Source organism: Acinetobacter lwoffii (assembly GCF_022809915.1).
Classification (GTDB): Bacteria; Pseudomonadota; Gammaproteobacteria; order Pseudomonadales; family Moraxellaceae; genus Acinetobacter; species Acinetobacter lwoffii_M.
This window is the reverse complement of record NZ_JALGQY010000015.1, coordinates 14,941-29,761: the sequence shown is the minus strand read 5'-3', so window position 1 is coordinate 29,761 and position 14,821 is coordinate 14,941. Positions and strand designations below refer to the sequence as shown.

Below are 14,821 nucleotides of genomic sequence, written 5' to 3'. Positions count from 1 at the left end.
CTCCTTAAATGCTCAACTTTTTCAAGTTACGTTTTTTGCCATAAATGAGCTGTACCACGGCACGCGTTACTGTAATGGCAGTAAACATCGAGCAGACAATACCAATCATCAGGGTTACGGCAAAGCCTTTGATCGGACCTGTACCAATCGCGAACAGAATGAACGCCACCAGGAATGTGGTCAAGTTCGAGTCGAAAATGGTGTTATAGGCACGATCATAACCGGCCACAATCGCCTGTTTTGGCGAAGCTCCCCATTTCATTTCTTCCCGTATTCGTTCACAGATCAGTACGTTGGCATCGACCGCCATACCGATGGTAATGACGATACCGGCAATACCCGGAAGGGTAAGGGAAGCGCCAATCCAAGACATGACTGTCAGAATCATCGCCAGGTTAAAGACCAAGGCAAAGTTGGCAATCACACCAAACAGACGGAAGAATACCACCATCCAGATGGCGACCAGAAGGAAACCGATCTGAGTTGAAAGTACACCTTTATCGATGTTTTCTTGACCCAGACTTGGACCAATTACACGTTCTTCTACAAAGTACATTGGCGCAGCCAATGCACCTGCACGCAGCATCAAGGCAAGTTCAGCAGCTTCTTGCGGCGAGTCCAGACCGGTAATACGGAACTGAGAACCCAGTACTGCCTGAATGGTTGCAGCGTTAATGACCACAGATTCGGTATACGGTGTACGCACTTCAGTTTGCGTACCGGTCGCAGGGTCTTCCACATAATTAATGCGCTGCTTGTTCTCGATGAACAAGACGGCCATACGTTTGCCGACCGCATTACGGGTGGCATCCGACATCAGTTTGCCGCCTGCGCTGTCCAAGGTAATGTTAACTTCAGCACCGCCTGTGTCTTGGCTAAAGCCACTTGATGCATTCTGAACACGTTCACCGGTTAAGATACGGTTACGGTTCAAGAGGAGCTGACGACCACTGTCCAGTGACTCATAAGCAAAGACTTCTGTGCCTGGTGGCAATGCACCCGTTGCCTGACCGGTATATGGATCAATATATTGATCATTCAGGTCAGACACCAGACGGAACTCGAGGTTCGCGGTACGACCTAAGACACGTTTCGCTTCAGCGGTATCCTGCACACCAGGAAGCTCAACCACAATACGGTTGCTGCCCTGAGTTTGAACCAGTGCTTCTGCCACACCTAACTCGTTAATACGGTTACGTAAAGTGGTCAAGTTCTGATTGACAGCATAAGATTCAATTTCTTGCTTACGCACATCAGTATAGTTTAGACGTAAGGTCGAACCGGTCTCGGTCGCAACAGCCTGCTGGGTAAACTCATTGCCATTACGGCGCAAGAAGTCCATCGTTGCAGAACGATCATCATTGTTGGCAAACTGCATCACAATGGTGTTGTTGCTTAAATTCAGGCTATTAAATTTCAGGTTGTTATCACGCAACTGACGACGTAGATCCGTAGCAGAGGTTTCCATGCGCTGGGAAATGGCCTTGTCCATATCCACTTCAAGCAAGAAGTGAACACCACCACGTAAATCCAGGCCGAGCTTCATTGGTTTGGCACCAATTTTTTGCAGCCATTCTGGGGTGGTCGGGGCAAGGTTCAATGCAACCACGTAATCATCACCTAAACCACGACGTAAAGCCTCTTTAGCTTTAAGCTGCGATTCACTTGAATCTACACGTAATAAGGCTGCATTGTTGCCAAAGCTATTGTCATGGGTGGCAATATTTTCAGTTTTTAAAATTTGCTCTGCTTTTTGTACGATGCTTGCATCAATTTGAGTACCGGCTTTGGCACCCGAAATCTGTACAGCAGGTTCATCTGGATACAAACTTGGCAGGGCATATAAGGTACTGATCACCAGGACAACCAGGATCAGTACATATTTCCATGCTGGGTAACGCATTCGTTTTCTTCTTAAAATGAAAAAGTCGTGCGAGGGCACGACTATTTTTGATTAAAGGTTATTTAAAGTGCCTTCAGGGAGGACTGAAATCACACTTGCACGTTGAACTTTGACTTCTACACCACGGCTCAATTCAACCACTGCGAAGTCACCTTCAATCTTGGTGATTTTGCCCATTAATCCGCCTGCAAATACCACTTCACTGCCAACGCCAAGGCTGTCGACCAAAGCACGGTGTTCTTTGGCACGTTTAGATTGAGGACGCCAGATCAAGAAATAGAAGATTGCAATAAAAACAGCAATCATCAAAAGGTTCGCCATCATGCTTGGTTGTTGTGCAGCTTCACCTGCAGCGTGAGCAGTCGAAATAAAAAGGCTCATTACATTTTCCTAAAATAAAAAACTGGTGATCAACTCGATAATAAATTGATATATTCTTGCAATTTACATTGTCTTTTTCCTCAGCGCAAATGCTGATGGATTAATCTTGCGGACAAGGTGGCACTTCCAGGCCACGGCGGGCATAAAAGTCATGAACAAATTCGTCAAATGTACCGTTGTCTAATGCATCACGCATCGCTTCAGTCAAACGCAGGTAATAGCGCAGATTATGAATCGTACCGAGCATAGAGCCGAGCATTTCTCCACATTTCTCAAGATGGAATAAATAGGCACGGGTAAAGTTCTGGCAGGTATAGCAGTCGCAATGCGGATCGAGTGGACTCTGGTCATGACGATATTTACTATTACGGATCCGCACCAAGCCGTCTGTCACAAAATAGTGACCGTTACGTGCATTTCGGGTTGGCATCACGCAGTCAAACATATCCACACCACGACGTACCGCTTCCACAATATCTTCAGGCTTGCCGACACCCATCAAATAACGCGGTTTGTCTGCAGGCATTTTTTCTGGAAGATAATCCAGTACCTTGATCATTTCCTCTTTTGGCTCACCAACGGACAGGCCGCCAATCGCATAACCATCAAAGTCGATTTCAAGCAGGCCTTTTAAAGATTCATCACGCAAGTCTTCATACATGCCGCCCTGAATAATCCCGAACAGTGCATTACGGTTTTTCAGCACGTCATGATGCTGGGTTTTACAGCGTTCCGCCCAGCGTAAAGACAATTGCAATGATTTTTGCGCTTCTTCATGCGTCGCAGGGTACGGCGTGCATTCATCAAAAATCATTACAATGTCAGAATTCAGCGTATGCTGAATATCCATTGAAATTTCAGGTGATAAAAATACTTTTGAACCATCGATTGGTGAGCGGAAGGTCACACCTTCTTCTTTAATTTTACGCATTGCGCCCAGACTGAAGACCTGAAAGCCGCCTGAATCGGTCAAAATGGGACTATTCCATTTCATGAATTCGTGCAGGCCGCCATGTTCACGAATCACATCCAGTCCTGGACGTAGATACAAATGGAAAGTATTGCCCAGAATGACTTGAGATTTGATCTCTTTAATGTCGCGTGGCAACAGGCCCTTGACCGTACCATAAGTACCCACAGGCATGAACATCGGGGTTTCCACCACACCATGTTCAAGCGTTAAACGACCACGACGGGCACGGCCCGACTGACCTAATTTTTCAAACTTCATAGGAGTTCCACATCAAGGCGAAAAAACAGTTCGCTGATTGTTATAGCTAAAGGGCGCTATTTTCCTTGATTCTTACACTAAACGCCAGCATTGTAGAGCATTCGCTCTGTAATTTTATTTATCGCTGAAGCTAGGGAACATCCGGGGAAATTGGTGAATGGGCAGAAAACTGCTGCAAGCGCTGCTGGATATCTTCCCGGCTCAGGGCGCAGCTGCCATCCGGCTCGGAGGCCATTGCGGCAATATGCTGGATCAGTTTCTGGATATAAATATTGCTATCGACAAAATAGGATTCCAAGGTCAGCAAATAGGCATCTTGCGCCACTTGCAGATAGTCATAAGGTTCCATTACCAGCATCTGCTCTAGATCAATCAGAATATCCTTGTCATTTTGCGAGAGTTTCAAGCGTTTCTGCATGGCAGGTAAATGAGTAGTTTGTCTGGATGCCAGAAATTCCTGTAAATGAACATGGGCCGGATTAAGGGTCTGCGCAGATTGGCATTCAAATTCGACTTGGGTGGGCAGGCTCATGAAAAAAAGGATGCCATCCACATCCAGACCATAAGCCTCAGAAAGACGATGTTTGGTCTGTTTAAAACTCTCCAGCAATAAATCCAGATGCGTCGCGTGCAGCTGTTTTTGCTGTGCCAATACCGGATGGCCAAAGCTGTGCTGGGTTTTAAAATAATCGGCCAGCAAGGTTTTAAAGGGAATGAGTCCAGAGTGGGGCAAAGCATGTGCCCGATAACGCCATTTCCGGACATTCCAGCGATCCTGTTCCGCCAGATATTGCTGAAGATATTCCGGATCTTTAAAAATACTGCGTTCAGTCGAAATGGCCAGATCATCCAGCAGTAAAAATTCGTCAAAGACCAGACTACAGGCATAGATTTGATCATCCTGATAATGATCATACAGCCGATAAAATTCCTCGACCAGCGTCTGTTGAAAGTGCTCTAAATAATCCAGCATAATTTTTATTCTTTATTTTATAAGTTTTAGACAGGTACAGCCGCATCCTTGGCTATTTTTATAATAAGTTAATGTGCCAAGGATGCAAAATTTTATCAGATCTTGCTGTTCACTCAGTGAAAGTTCGGACGGTAATCAAAATTCTGAGTCACGCTTTGATCACGGAATGGACGTACCACTTTTTTTCTGAGCAACATATTGTTAATGATGTTGTGCGGAAAAATCTGGATCTGGTTGTTAAACAGTTCGACATTGCGATTATAAATGGTAATCGCAGCACCGACATTTTCATTCTGTTCTTCAATTTCAGCCATCATTTTCAGATAGATGTCATTGGCTTTCAGTTCCGGATAATTTTCAATCACCACATTCAGGCTGTGCATCAACTGTTTATTCAGGCTTTCAATGCGTTGCAACTGTCCAATATCAGCATCCTTGATATTCAGGTTCATGATGTTCTGACGCAGTTCGGTGACTTTTTCCAGCGTACCTTTTTCGAAACTCGAGTATTGCTCGACCAGCGGTTGCAGCCCGTCCAGAATTTTCAGTTTTTGCCGTTCATAACTGGCGACATCCGACCAGGCGCGAATCGTGGCGTTGTGATGACGGACAATACTGTTGCGGATCATGATAATCGCGACAATCAGTGCCACAATGAACAAACATAAAATCAAAAATCCCATCCGAGATCTCCCCAAGCTATATCTATATTTAAAAAATGATGCGAAAAATTTATTTTAAAAACTGCAGCAGATCATGTTGTAAGTTTTCGAGCTGTTTTAATTTAAACGTTCTCAGGTGGCCGCGCAATGTGGAAATATCGCTAATATTCTGCTGCTTGCTCGATACCTGAAATAAATCATGGGGCCCTAGATAGCACAGCATCTTATTTTCTGGGTGAAACAGTAAATCACCCTGACGCTGTTCAAAAAATTCGGCCAGTCGCAGCACAAAACCTGGACTGAGTAATTTGGCAGTTTGCAGCGGATCACTACCATAAAAGCTTAAGCGCTGATTGGTGCGAATATCGCTGCTGTGCCAGGGATGGCTATAAGGATAATAAAATTTCTTTCTGGAAGTCGTAACGGCCAGTCCCTGAATCCGGATATCAAACACAAATACGCCCCACAGGTCTTTATGGACCTGCATCAGTTTGACTGGCTGACCTTCCTTATTTCGGGCCTGTACTTCATCAATATAGTGGTATTGGAACAGTAGCACCTGATGTTGCTGGCCATTTTCATCTTCCCAGACCGTGCTGGCATAACGCTGAATCTCATTACTCAACGAACCTTGATTGAATACTGGAAATAATTGTTTTAAATGCCGGATAAAGTGCAGGGGATTGAGTGGCATGGAAATATGCAGTGGCTGTTTTTGAAAGGCAAGCTGATATTTTTTGGCCAGTGCCTGTTCTTCCAGAAAAGCAATGACTTCCTCTAAGGGCTGCTGCTGTTCATAGCAAATATAGGCCCAGAAGATACAGAGACAGCCGAGAAAAACACTGCCCTGAATCCAGATATTTCCCGGCGCAATAAAAATGCTGCCAATCAGAAAAAGCCCAATTCCGGCAAGCGCAAGCGGCAGGTTATTTTCAAACTTGAGCGTAATCGGGCCATTCCAGGGATGCAGCCCATCCAGCAATTGCTGATGCGTTTTGGCCTGTTGACCCAGATCCCAAAGCCGAGCGATATTTTGAAACACCACTGCATTTTTCTTGCGGCGAATATGAATGGACTGTTGTACAGACTCGATCGGCATGGGCAATGGTTCTCGCTTATTTCGCCTGATCAATCAGCATGGCATCGCCATAACTGAAGAAGCGATACTGGCTGTCTACTGCATGCTTATAAGCATTGAGAATATTGTCACGATTGGACAAGGCAGACACAAGCATTAACAGGGTCGATTCTGGTAAATGGAAGTTAGTGATCAAACGATCGACCACTTTAAACTGATAACCCGGATAGATGAAAATCTGGGTATCACCTGTCCAGGCTGCCAGTTCACCGTTATGTGCTTGTGCTGCACTTTCGACTGCACGGGTGGCAGTCGTGCCTACAGAAATGACTTTATTACCGCGGGCTTTAGTCTGACGAATCATCTCGACCGCAGTTTCAGGGACGTCGCACCATTCGCTGTGCATGATGTGATTTTGAATATCATCGGTACGCACTGGCAGGAAAGTACCTGCACCAACATGTAGGGTCACAAAAGTTTTTTGAATCCCTTTGGCTTCCAATTTTGCCAACAGATCGGCATCAAAATGCAGGCTGGCAGTAGGTGCTGCAACGCTGGCCAGTTTGGTTGGGTCATTAAACACGGTTTGATAACGTTCAGTATCAATCTCTTCCGCTTCACGGTTGAAATAAGGCGGAATCGGCAAGGCGCCGTATTGATCCAGCACATCGAGAATTGGTTGTGAAAATTCTACAATAAACAGATTTTCATGACGGCCTTGTACGGTCACTTTCACTGCATCCGGGCCAATAAAAAGTTCTGCACCGGCTTTTGGAGTGTTACTGGCCTTGATATGGCAGTAGGCAATAAAGCGATCTTGCATACGCTCAACCAGCACTTCTACCGCACCGCCTGAAGCACGTTTACCTTTTAAACGGGCCTTCATGACTTTGGTGTCGTTTAATACCAACAAGTCGCCGTCTTCAAGTAAATCCAGAATATCGGTAAATTGATGGTCATGATATTGACCTTGGGCATCGAGGTGCAACAGGCGAGAGGCACTGCGTGTTTCCAGTGGGTAGCGAGCAATCAGCTCATCGGGGAGATCAAAATTAAAATCAGAAAGTTGCATGATGATTTACGCTAAAAAAACTGCGGCTAGTATAAACTTTTTTCTTTTTTATGGCGGGAATTGCTCGATTTTAAAACGAAAAAATGCGATTTGTTTTAAAAATAAACAAATGAAAATATTCTGCGTTGACAGTGCTGAGAAATCGCGTATTATACCTTTCATCCACTCCCGAGGTGGTGAAATTGGTAGACGCGGCGGACTCAAAATCCGCTGTCAGAGATGACGTGTCGGTTCGAGTCCGACCCTCGGGACCAAAATTCTAAAAAACCCCAAGCACATTCAGTCTTGGGGTTTTTTATTGCCTGCTGAAAATGTTAATGTAAAAAAGTATTAAGAAAGAAACCTAATCTTTTATTTGTTTTTTCTAAATTTAAAAATTTTTTCTACAAGATCTTTCTGATTGAGGTAGAGAAGCTCGAAAATATAGATAGGGAATCCAACAATTAAGATAAAAATATTGTAAGTTAAATTATGATTATTTGCATAAATTCTAAAATTTTCAGAAAGAATTGTAAGGCAAATAATTAGCCAAAAATAGATCATCAGGCTTAGAGGAAAAATTATTAAATAAGCAGAATACTTCACTATTTCTTTGTTAATTTTAACTTCATCTTTCAATGTTTTTCGCACATATATTAATGTACTAAGATTAGATTTTCTAATGAGTTTACCGACAATTCCTTTTTTACTTAAATGATGTTTTATAAAGTCAAAGACTTTAGGAATAACCATTACAATTAGGCCTGTGGCTATACTGACAAAACCAATTGTTATTGATTAATTCATTCATTTTTTGATTATCCCTTATTTATGACTCCTGGTAAAAGTTTCTCTTAAAGTGTCTGAATGTTTCTAGGACAGAGAAAAGATGTCATTTTACTTTATGAATTAGACGGTTGGTAATAGTTGTGTTTAAAAAATAAATTACTTCAGTGACTACGATGCATGAATCAGATATAAAAAAAACCGGCGCCTAGACGCCGGTTTTTCTATATCACTGACTCAGTCAGTTTTGCAAAAGCTTAGATCGTTTCAAGCGCTGCATTCAAAGTAGCACTTGGGCGCATCACTGCATTTACTTTCTCTTGATCAATCGCATAGTAACCGCCGATGTCTACTGATTTTCCTTGAACTTCTGCAAGCTCAGCAACGATTTTCTCTTCATTTTCAGCTAAAGTTTTTGCAAGAGGTGCAAACTTCGCTTTCAATTCAGCATTTTCGTCTTGAGCAGCAAGTTCTTCAGCCCAGAATTTCGCCAGGTAGAAATGGCTGCCACGGTTATCAAGCTCACCTGTACGACGAGAAGGTGACTTGTCGTTATCCAGTAATTTACCAGTTGCACGGTCTAAAGTTTTGGCAAGTAACTTGATGTTGTCATTGCCTTCTTTAATACCCATTTCTTCTAAAGATACCGCCAACGCCATGAATTCACCGAGTGAATCCCAACGTAAGTGGTTTTCTTCAACTAACTGCTGTACGTGCTTAGGAGCAGAACCGCCTGCACCTGTTTCGTACATGCCACCACCTGCCATTAATGGCACGATTGACAACATTTTCGCAGATGTACCCAATTCCATGATCGGGAACAAGTCAGTCAGGTAGTCACGCAGGATGTTACCTGTTACAGAAATAGTATCTAGACCGCGAGCAACACGTTCAAGCGTATAACGCATTGCACGTACTTGTGACATGATCTGGATGTCAAGACCAGTGGTGTCATGATCTTTCAGGTATTTTTCAACTTTCTTGATCAGTTCGTTTTCGTGTGGACGGTACGGGTCAAGCCAGAAGATTGCCGGCATGCCAGAGTTGCGTGCACGAGTAACTGCAAGTTTTACCCAGTCGCGGATCGGTGCGTCTTTCACCTGACACATACGCCAGATATCGCCTTCTTCCACGTTTTGTGACATCAACACTTCACCAGTTTCAAGATCAACGATGTTTGCAACACCGGCTTCAGAGATCTCGAAAGTCTTGTCATGTGAACCGTATTCTTCAGCTTTTTGTGCCATCAAACCAACGTTCGGTACAGTACCCATGGTTTTTGGATCAAAATTACCATTCCACTTACAGAAATTGATCATTTCCTGGTAAATACGCGCGAATGTAGATTCAGGCATAACTGCTTTACAGTCGTAAGGTTTGCCATCAGCGCCCCACATTTTACCGCCACCACGGATCATGGCAGGCATAGAAGCATCTACAATGACGTCGTTAGGAGAGTGGAAGTTAGTGATGCCTTTTGCTGAATCAACCATCGCCAGTGCTGGACGGTGTTCTTGACAAGCGTGCAGGTCACGGATGATTTCTTCACGTTGAGAAGTCGGAAGCGTCTCGATTTTCTCGTAAAGACCGGCCATACCGTTATTGACATTAATGCCAAGCTCATCAAAAAGCTTGCCATGTTTTTCGAATGCTTCTTTGTAGTAGATTCTTACACAGTGACCAAAGACGATTGGGTGAGACACCTTCATCATGGTTGCTTTAACGTGTAAAGAGAACAGAATGCCTGCTTCACGACAGTCTTCAAGTTCTTTCTCGTAGAAGTCGCAAAGTGCTTTCTTGCTCATGAACATTGAGTCGATGATTTCGCCGTCTTGAAGCGCAACTTTTGGCTTAAGAACAATGGTTTCACCAGACTTGGTGATCAATTCCATTTTCACATCACGTGCGCGGTCTAAAGTCATTGACTTTTCGCCGTGGTAGAAGTCACCTTCGTCCATGTGTGAAACGTGAGTTTGAGACCACTGTTTCCACTCGCTCATAGAGTGCGGGTGTTTTTTCACGTAGTTTTTAACGGCAGCAGGCGCACGACGGTCTGAGTTACCTTCACGTAGAACAGGGTTTACTGCTGAACCAAGACATTTGCTATAACGTGCCTTGATTGCTTTTTCTTCTTCAGTGGTCGGGTTTTCAGGATAGTCAGGGATTGCATAGCCTTTAGACTGAAGTTCCTTGATACACGCTGTTAGCTGGCCAACAGAAGCACTGATATTTGGGAGTTTGATAATGTTCGTGTCTGGATCTTGTGTAAGACGACCTAGCTCAGCTAGAGTGTCAGGCACCTTTTGCTCTTCGCTTAGGTAATCTGTAAATTCGGAGAGCACGCGCACAGCTACAGAGATGTCACTTTTGACGATCTCAACGCCAGCTGGCTTAGTAAAGGTCTCAATGATCGGCAGCAGAGAATAAGTCGCCAGTAATGGCGCCTCGTCGGTCAGTGTGTAAATGATAGTTGACTTTCCACCAGCCATATATAGCCCCTTGCGTTGGATTGAGTTTCTGAGGACCGAACTTTTGGCCCAGCCTCTTTGAACCGATTTGCTTAAATAAAAACATTGAGAGTATCGTCTTTCAGCGCATTTCAGTCAACGAAATATGCCTTTAGATTGAAATTTGGGCGAAAATTTGTACAGATTTGTGCGGTTTAGCCGTGTTTGTATTTTGTACAAAAAAATAATCCTCTATCGCTGTAAATCCTGATGAAAATGATCGGAAATGATTCGCTAGCCAATTGTATTCACTGAAAATGGTTTTTTGAGCCCGACACAGGCTTAAACTGATCCTCGATATGGAGATGGATACCGAGTGACTGGATGCTGTTTTGCGCAAATTCAGTCAGGCTGATGATGCAAATTTGTCCTTGGCAGATGGATACATCATCATGGAATAGCTTTGCGCTATACTGGCAAGCATCAATGAAATGATCTTAAAGATTGACGCTAACAAGGAAATGTAATGCCCAGCCTGTTTATTGTGATGCTCGGTGGTCGTCATGCCCGTGCCAATACAGAAGTTCATGATGTAGTTTTGGCAATAGGAGAGAGTCTGGAAGACACTTATCCGCAATTGAAAAATGCCTGGTTTGCGGAACAGAAAGGTCTGCATGTTGATGCCTGGGCGCAAATCAACGGGCTAGAGTTTGAGGGCAAGTCCTATGCGCTGCAATTTACTGATGCACAGCCGCAGCAATCCGATGAAAAACTTTGGCTGATTAATCTGGGGGGTTATGATTCACGTGAGTTTGGCGAGTTGCATCGTTATGTGTTGGTGGTTGCGCAGAATGCTATGGTCGCTAAACAGCGCGGTAAAGCCTACTTTGCCCGGCACTGGCAAAAACAGCATACCGACCGTGTGCTGGATGTAGATGACTGTATTGTCATCGATCAGGTTTATGGCCGCTATGTACAACTGTTAGAAGGTAGTTTCAATGGCAATCGCTGGGAAAATACTTATCTCACGATTTAAAGCAGTTTGCGATTGAATTAAACCTGCGGCTGGCTTGATGATTCGACAAGCGGTTTAAAAAACCTCTTTATCAAAATTTAATAATTGGCATAATACTGCCAAGGAAAAACAGTTTTGACTGAGATGGAATGTCTTAAATGGATTTAATTCAGGCAAATGGACAACCGCGTTATGGACGTTTTAAGGAGCTTCCAAAAAGTATTGACTATCAGGCATATCAATACAAAAATCCTTATGGTCATGTGCTGTCAGGCTGGCGTAAGCATCTAAAATATAAAAAATTCAAATTCTGTAGTATTCAGCATGAGCATTATACGATTGGACTGGCAATTGCCGATATTGCATGGGCAGGGCATGGTTTTGTCTATGTCTATAACCATATGACCAATGAAGTGTTGGAATGGAATGCGATTAATTTCCTGTCACGCAACACCGTGTTGGATGAACAGCCACTGTTTAATCATAGTTATTTCCATAATTCACCTTTTCAGATCGATATCCAGCATGCCAACGGCGTGCGTTATATCAATGTCAGCAAATATGGCGAGATTAAACTCAGTGCGCGAATTTTTTGTGCCGGAACTGATCCACTGAGTATGTGCAGTCCGACCGGCATAAATGGCTGGACTTATACCCAGAAATTAACCACCTTGGGCTGTGAAGGTTTTTTCATTAACAAGCAAGGTGAAACCATTCAGTTTAATGAACGCAGCTTTGCCTCTCTGGATGATACCTGCGGCTTTTTGCGCCCGGAAACCGCCTGGTTCTGGTTGTCCTGTAATTTCTGGGATCTGAACCAGAACCGGATTGGTATTAATCTGGCGTCAGGCGTAAATGAAAGCTTCGGTAACGAAAACTGTCTGTGGATCAATGGGAAAATTTATCCCTTGGCCGATGTACTATTCCAGCAGGAATCGGAAAACCAATGGACGATTCAATCACTGGATGAAAAACTGAATCTGATGGTGAGTACAGGCTGGCGCCGTTATGAAAATCTCAACCTGCGTCTGGTCGGGAGCCAGTTTAGTCAGTGGCAAGCCAAGGTTTCCGGAACGATTCAGCAAGATGATCAGGAAATTATTTTACTAAATGAATATGCCTTGCTTGAACAGCATTATGCCAAGTGGTAAATGTACAGGCATAAGACCTAAAAAAAGCCTTCAATTTTGAAGGCTTTTTTGATTTGAGCTTAATCTTTGGCTGCCTGCCAGAAGGCTTCACCGGCCTGAATAGGATCATTGGTTTCGGCTAGAGTTTTTACCCAGACATCATATTGGGCAATTACCGGATGCTGGGAAGGATGGAAGTCTTGTTTAAACCAGTCCCGATATTGTGGGCCCATGCGGGTCAAGGTGCCGTTACGGCCAAACAACCAGGGCAGTCCTTTCAGGTTCATTTGCAGACGCTCTAAGACACTGAAGCCATCATGTTTCAGCATGACATTGGCGCGATAGGCGGTATAACTAAACATCAAAAATGTCGTACTGAGCAGGGTCATTTTGCGCATCCATTCAGGTGTTTTTGCGACCTCTTTCATCACGTCAAAAGCCACATCACGATGTTCCATTTCTTCAATCGCATGCCAGGCAAACATGGCACGTACATAAGGATGGCCGTCTTTTAAGGTGGATTTCTGACCGTAAAAAGTTTCAGCCATCAGCGCGGTCAAGTGTTCTGCCGCTGCCGTAGTTGCAATATTGAACTGTGCTGAACGATGTTTGAGGTCATAGGCGAACATATTATTTAAACGTTCGATAAAATCATCGACGGGTATGCCTTGTTCACGCATCAGCTGGTTCATCTTTTCATGGGCAATGCCGTGCTGTGCTTCCTGACGAATAAAATCTGCCACACGTTGTTGCAGTTCCAGGTCTGTGATCTGATCGCGGAACAGGCGCACACTTTGAATAAAATAACGCTCGCCATCTGGAAAGGTCAGGCTCAAGGCATCGAACATGCGGGTCAGAAAGGGATCGCCGCCAAACCAGTAGCGCGGAATTTCATCCAGTTTAAAATCAAGCTGGGTCCGGACCACGGGCTTTATTGAAGATTTTAATACTGCATTCATCTTAGAAGTTCTTTTTTGTGACGATGCTGACAGTATGTCGGGGAATGCCGTAATTGTTTTGACAGTGCTTGCCAATTTTTATACATTTTATGCCAAATGAAAATAAAACTGCTTAGACTAAAGCAGGCAGCGGGAAGCGCGCATGCAAGAAATTAAAATATCCAATGGTTATATTCAACTCTGGGCGACCTATCTGCGCGGTCTGCAAATTGAGCCTTTGGAAGCTGACTTTCTGCAAGAACTACATGAAGTACTTGTCCCCCTGATTGATCAGCCTTTTGCCACACAAGTGCCTCTAGAATTATTGAATCAGCTTCTTTTAACAACCCGGCAGTATTTAAACTGTCCGCAGCTGATTTTCGAGATTGTGCAGGTCATTCGCCCAGAACATTTTGGTGTGCTCGGTTATATGGCTTCGCGCAGCAGTAGTGTTTCGGAAATGATCCGCCATATCATGCGCTTTCAACGACTGGTGATTGATGGCAGTGAGTTTGTACCTTTGCAGTTGAAACAGCATGAACATAGTATTGAATTATACTGGGCTTATCTGGACGAAAAATATAATTTGCTCAATGAACTGACCATGGCCGCGATGGTGCAGTTGGGACGTGTCATTTTACAGGATCATCAACTGTTAGTCCGTTGTGTACGCTTTGCCCATGCGCCCGATAGGGGACAAATGCATTATCAAAAGTTTTTCGCCAGCAAGGTGAGATTTTCTCAGGACTATTATGGCATAGAGCTGGATTTGCAAGGACTGGCACATGGATCTGAGCAGGCTGATCCAATGCTGTTGCAGCTACTGGTTCATCAGGCAGAACAGGCGATTGCAGCCAAGCCGCCCCTTGAAAATCATTTGGAACAGGCGCAGCAAATGATTGTCGAACAGCTGCGGACCCAGCATCAGGCCATTAAAGTTGAACAGCTTGCCCGGCAGTTGTTGATGTCGACACGTAGCTTGCAGCGCTTGTTCAGCACTCATGGCACTTCATTTAAAAAACTGCTGGAACAGCAGCGGATTAAACGTTGCGAGCTGTTGTTGCAGCAGGGATTAGGTCTGACCGAGATTGCCGAGCAGCTGGATTATTCTGATCAGTCGGCTTTGGCACGGGCCTATAAGGCAGCCACCGGACAGACCTTGTTAGAGCGAAAAAGGCAGTTACACAAAGCACGAAGCTGAAAAAAGCGACCGGTATCGGTCGCTT

Annotated in this window: 13 protein-coding genes and 1 tRNA gene; 4 read left to right on the top strand and 10 right to left on the bottom strand. The window is 44.2% G+C overall.

The window, feature by feature from the left end:
- Positions 1 to 4: 4 nt before the first annotated feature.
- From secD to queA, 7 genes are all read right to left on the bottom strand, one after another.
- Complete coding sequence (gene secD, locus MTX11_RS09385) at positions 5 to 1,903, bottom strand: protein translocase subunit SecD (RefSeq protein ID WP_004733746.1); 1,899 nt, start codon at positions 1,901 to 1,903, stop codon at positions 5 to 7.
- 51 nt (positions 1,904 to 1,954) lie between these two features.
- Positions 1,955 to 2,284, bottom strand: coding sequence for a preprotein translocase subunit YajC (gene yajC / locus MTX11_RS09380; protein WP_004645158.1), 330 nt, complete (start codon positions 2,282 to 2,284; stop codon positions 1,955 to 1,957).
- Between the two features lie 100 nt (positions 2,285 to 2,384).
- On the bottom strand, positions 2,385 to 3,515 hold the full coding sequence (gene tgt, locus MTX11_RS09375) for a tRNA guanosine(34) transglycosylase Tgt (RefSeq protein WP_243474966.1): 1,131 nt from the start codon (positions 3,513 to 3,515) through the stop codon (positions 2,385 to 2,387).
- 130 nt (positions 3,516 to 3,645) lie between these two features.
- Entirely contained in the window at positions 3,646 to 4,488 is an 843-nt protein-coding gene (locus tag MTX11_RS09370; RefSeq protein WP_243474965.1) for a DUF4303 domain-containing protein, read from the bottom strand.
- A 113-nt stretch (positions 4,489 to 4,601) separates the two neighbouring features.
- Positions 4,602 to 5,171 carry a LemA family protein gene (locus tag MTX11_RS09365; RefSeq protein ID WP_114541829.1) on the bottom strand — a complete coding sequence of 190 codons (570 nt, stop codon included), beginning with the start codon at positions 5,169 to 5,171 and terminating at the stop codon, positions 4,602 to 4,604.
- A gap of 49 nt (positions 5,172 to 5,220) precedes the next feature.
- Positions 5,221 to 6,249, bottom strand: coding sequence for a hypothetical protein (locus tag MTX11_RS09360; protein WP_243474964.1), 1,029 nt, complete (start codon positions 6,247 to 6,249; stop codon positions 5,221 to 5,223).
- A 16-nt stretch (positions 6,250 to 6,265) separates the two neighbouring features.
- Entirely contained in the window at positions 6,266 to 7,300 is a 1,035-nt protein-coding gene (queA, locus tag MTX11_RS09355) for a tRNA preQ1(34) S-adenosylmethionine ribosyltransferase-isomerase QueA (RefSeq protein ID WP_005106092.1), read from the bottom strand.
- 167 nt (positions 7,301 to 7,467) lie between these two features.
- Between queA and MTX11_RS09350 the strand changes: the two genes are divergently transcribed.
- Positions 7,468 to 7,554: transfer RNA gene (locus tag MTX11_RS09350), tRNA-Leu, on the top strand.
- A gap of 97 nt (positions 7,555 to 7,651) precedes the next feature.
- Here MTX11_RS09350 and MTX11_RS09345 read toward each other — a convergent pair.
- Positions 7,652 to 8,032, bottom strand: coding sequence for a hypothetical protein (locus MTX11_RS09345; protein ID WP_243474963.1), 381 nt, complete (start codon positions 8,030 to 8,032; stop codon positions 7,652 to 7,654).
- Positions 8,033 to 8,322: 290 nt separating this feature from the next.
- Positions 8,323 to 10,554 (bottom strand): NADP-dependent isocitrate dehydrogenase, encoded by a 2,232-nt coding sequence (locus MTX11_RS09340; RefSeq protein ID WP_243474962.1) that lies wholly within the window; start codon positions 10,552 to 10,554, stop codon positions 8,323 to 8,325.
- A gap of 484 nt (positions 10,555 to 11,038) precedes the next feature.
- Here MTX11_RS09340 and MTX11_RS09335 point away from each other — a divergent pair, with 484 nt between their 5' ends.
- Entirely contained in the window at positions 11,039 to 11,548 is a 510-nt protein-coding gene (locus tag MTX11_RS09335) for a DUF1543 domain-containing protein (RefSeq protein WP_243474961.1), read from the top strand.
- 137 nt (positions 11,549 to 11,685) lie between these two features.
- Complete coding sequence (locus MTX11_RS09330; protein ID WP_243474960.1) at positions 11,686 to 12,678, top strand: DUF2804 domain-containing protein; 993 nt, start codon at positions 11,686 to 11,688, stop codon at positions 12,676 to 12,678.
- 59 nt (positions 12,679 to 12,737) lie between these two features.
- On the opposite strand, the gene MTX11_RS09325 is transcribed toward MTX11_RS09330, so the two are convergent.
- Entirely contained in the window at positions 12,738 to 13,616 is an 879-nt protein-coding gene (locus tag MTX11_RS09325; RefSeq protein WP_243474959.1) for a metal-dependent hydrolase, read from the bottom strand.
- 142 nt (positions 13,617 to 13,758) lie between these two features.
- Between MTX11_RS09325 and MTX11_RS09320 the strand changes: the two genes are divergently transcribed.
- Positions 13,759 to 14,796, top strand: coding sequence for a helix-turn-helix transcriptional regulator (locus tag MTX11_RS09320; protein ID WP_243474958.1), 1,038 nt, complete (start codon positions 13,759 to 13,761; stop codon positions 14,794 to 14,796).
- Positions 14,797 to 14,821: the final 25 nt, after the last annotated feature.

Bases quoted from the DNA above. Each gene is read 5' to 3' on its own strand.
- secD (WP_004733746.1), bottom strand. From the start codon at position 1,903: ATGCGTTACCCAGCATGGAAATATGTACTGATCCTGGTTGTCCTGGTG.
- yajC (WP_004645158.1), bottom strand. From the start codon at position 2,284: ATGAGCCTTTTTATTTCGACTGCTCACGCTGCAGGTGAAGCTGCACAA.
- tgt (WP_243474966.1), bottom strand. From the start codon at position 3,515: ATGAAGTTTGAAAAATTAGGTCAGTCGGGCCGTGCCCGTCGTGGTCGT.
- MTX11_RS09370 (WP_243474965.1), bottom strand. From the start codon at position 4,488: ATGCTGGATTATTTAGAGCACTTTCAACAGACGCTGGTCGAGGAATTT.
- MTX11_RS09365 (WP_114541829.1), bottom strand. From the start codon at position 5,171: ATGGGATTTTTGATTTTATGTTTGTTCATTGTGGCACTGATTGTCGCG.
- MTX11_RS09360 (WP_243474964.1), bottom strand. From the start codon at position 6,249: ATGCCGATCGAGTCTGTACAACAGTCCATTCATATTCGCCGCAAGAAA.
- queA (WP_005106092.1), bottom strand. From the start codon at position 7,300: ATGCAACTTTCTGATTTTAATTTTGATCTCCCCGATGAGCTGATTGCT.
- MTX11_RS09345 (WP_243474963.1), bottom strand. From the start codon at position 8,032: ATGGTTATTCCTAAAGTCTTTGACTTTATAAAACATCATTTAAGTAAA.
- MTX11_RS09340 (WP_243474962.1), bottom strand. From the start codon at position 10,554: ATGGCTGGTGGAAAGTCAACTATCATTTACACACTGACCGACGAGGCG.
- MTX11_RS09335 (WP_243474961.1), top strand. From the start codon at position 11,039: ATGCCCAGCCTGTTTATTGTGATGCTCGGTGGTCGTCATGCCCGTGCC.
- MTX11_RS09330 (WP_243474960.1), top strand. From the start codon at position 11,686: ATGGATTTAATTCAGGCAAATGGACAACCGCGTTATGGACGTTTTAAG.
- MTX11_RS09325 (WP_243474959.1), bottom strand. From the start codon at position 13,616: ATGAATGCAGTATTAAAATCTTCAATAAAGCCCGTGGTCCGGACCCAG.
- MTX11_RS09320 (WP_243474958.1), top strand. From the start codon at position 13,759: ATGCAAGAAATTAAAATATCCAATGGTTATATTCAACTCTGGGCGACC.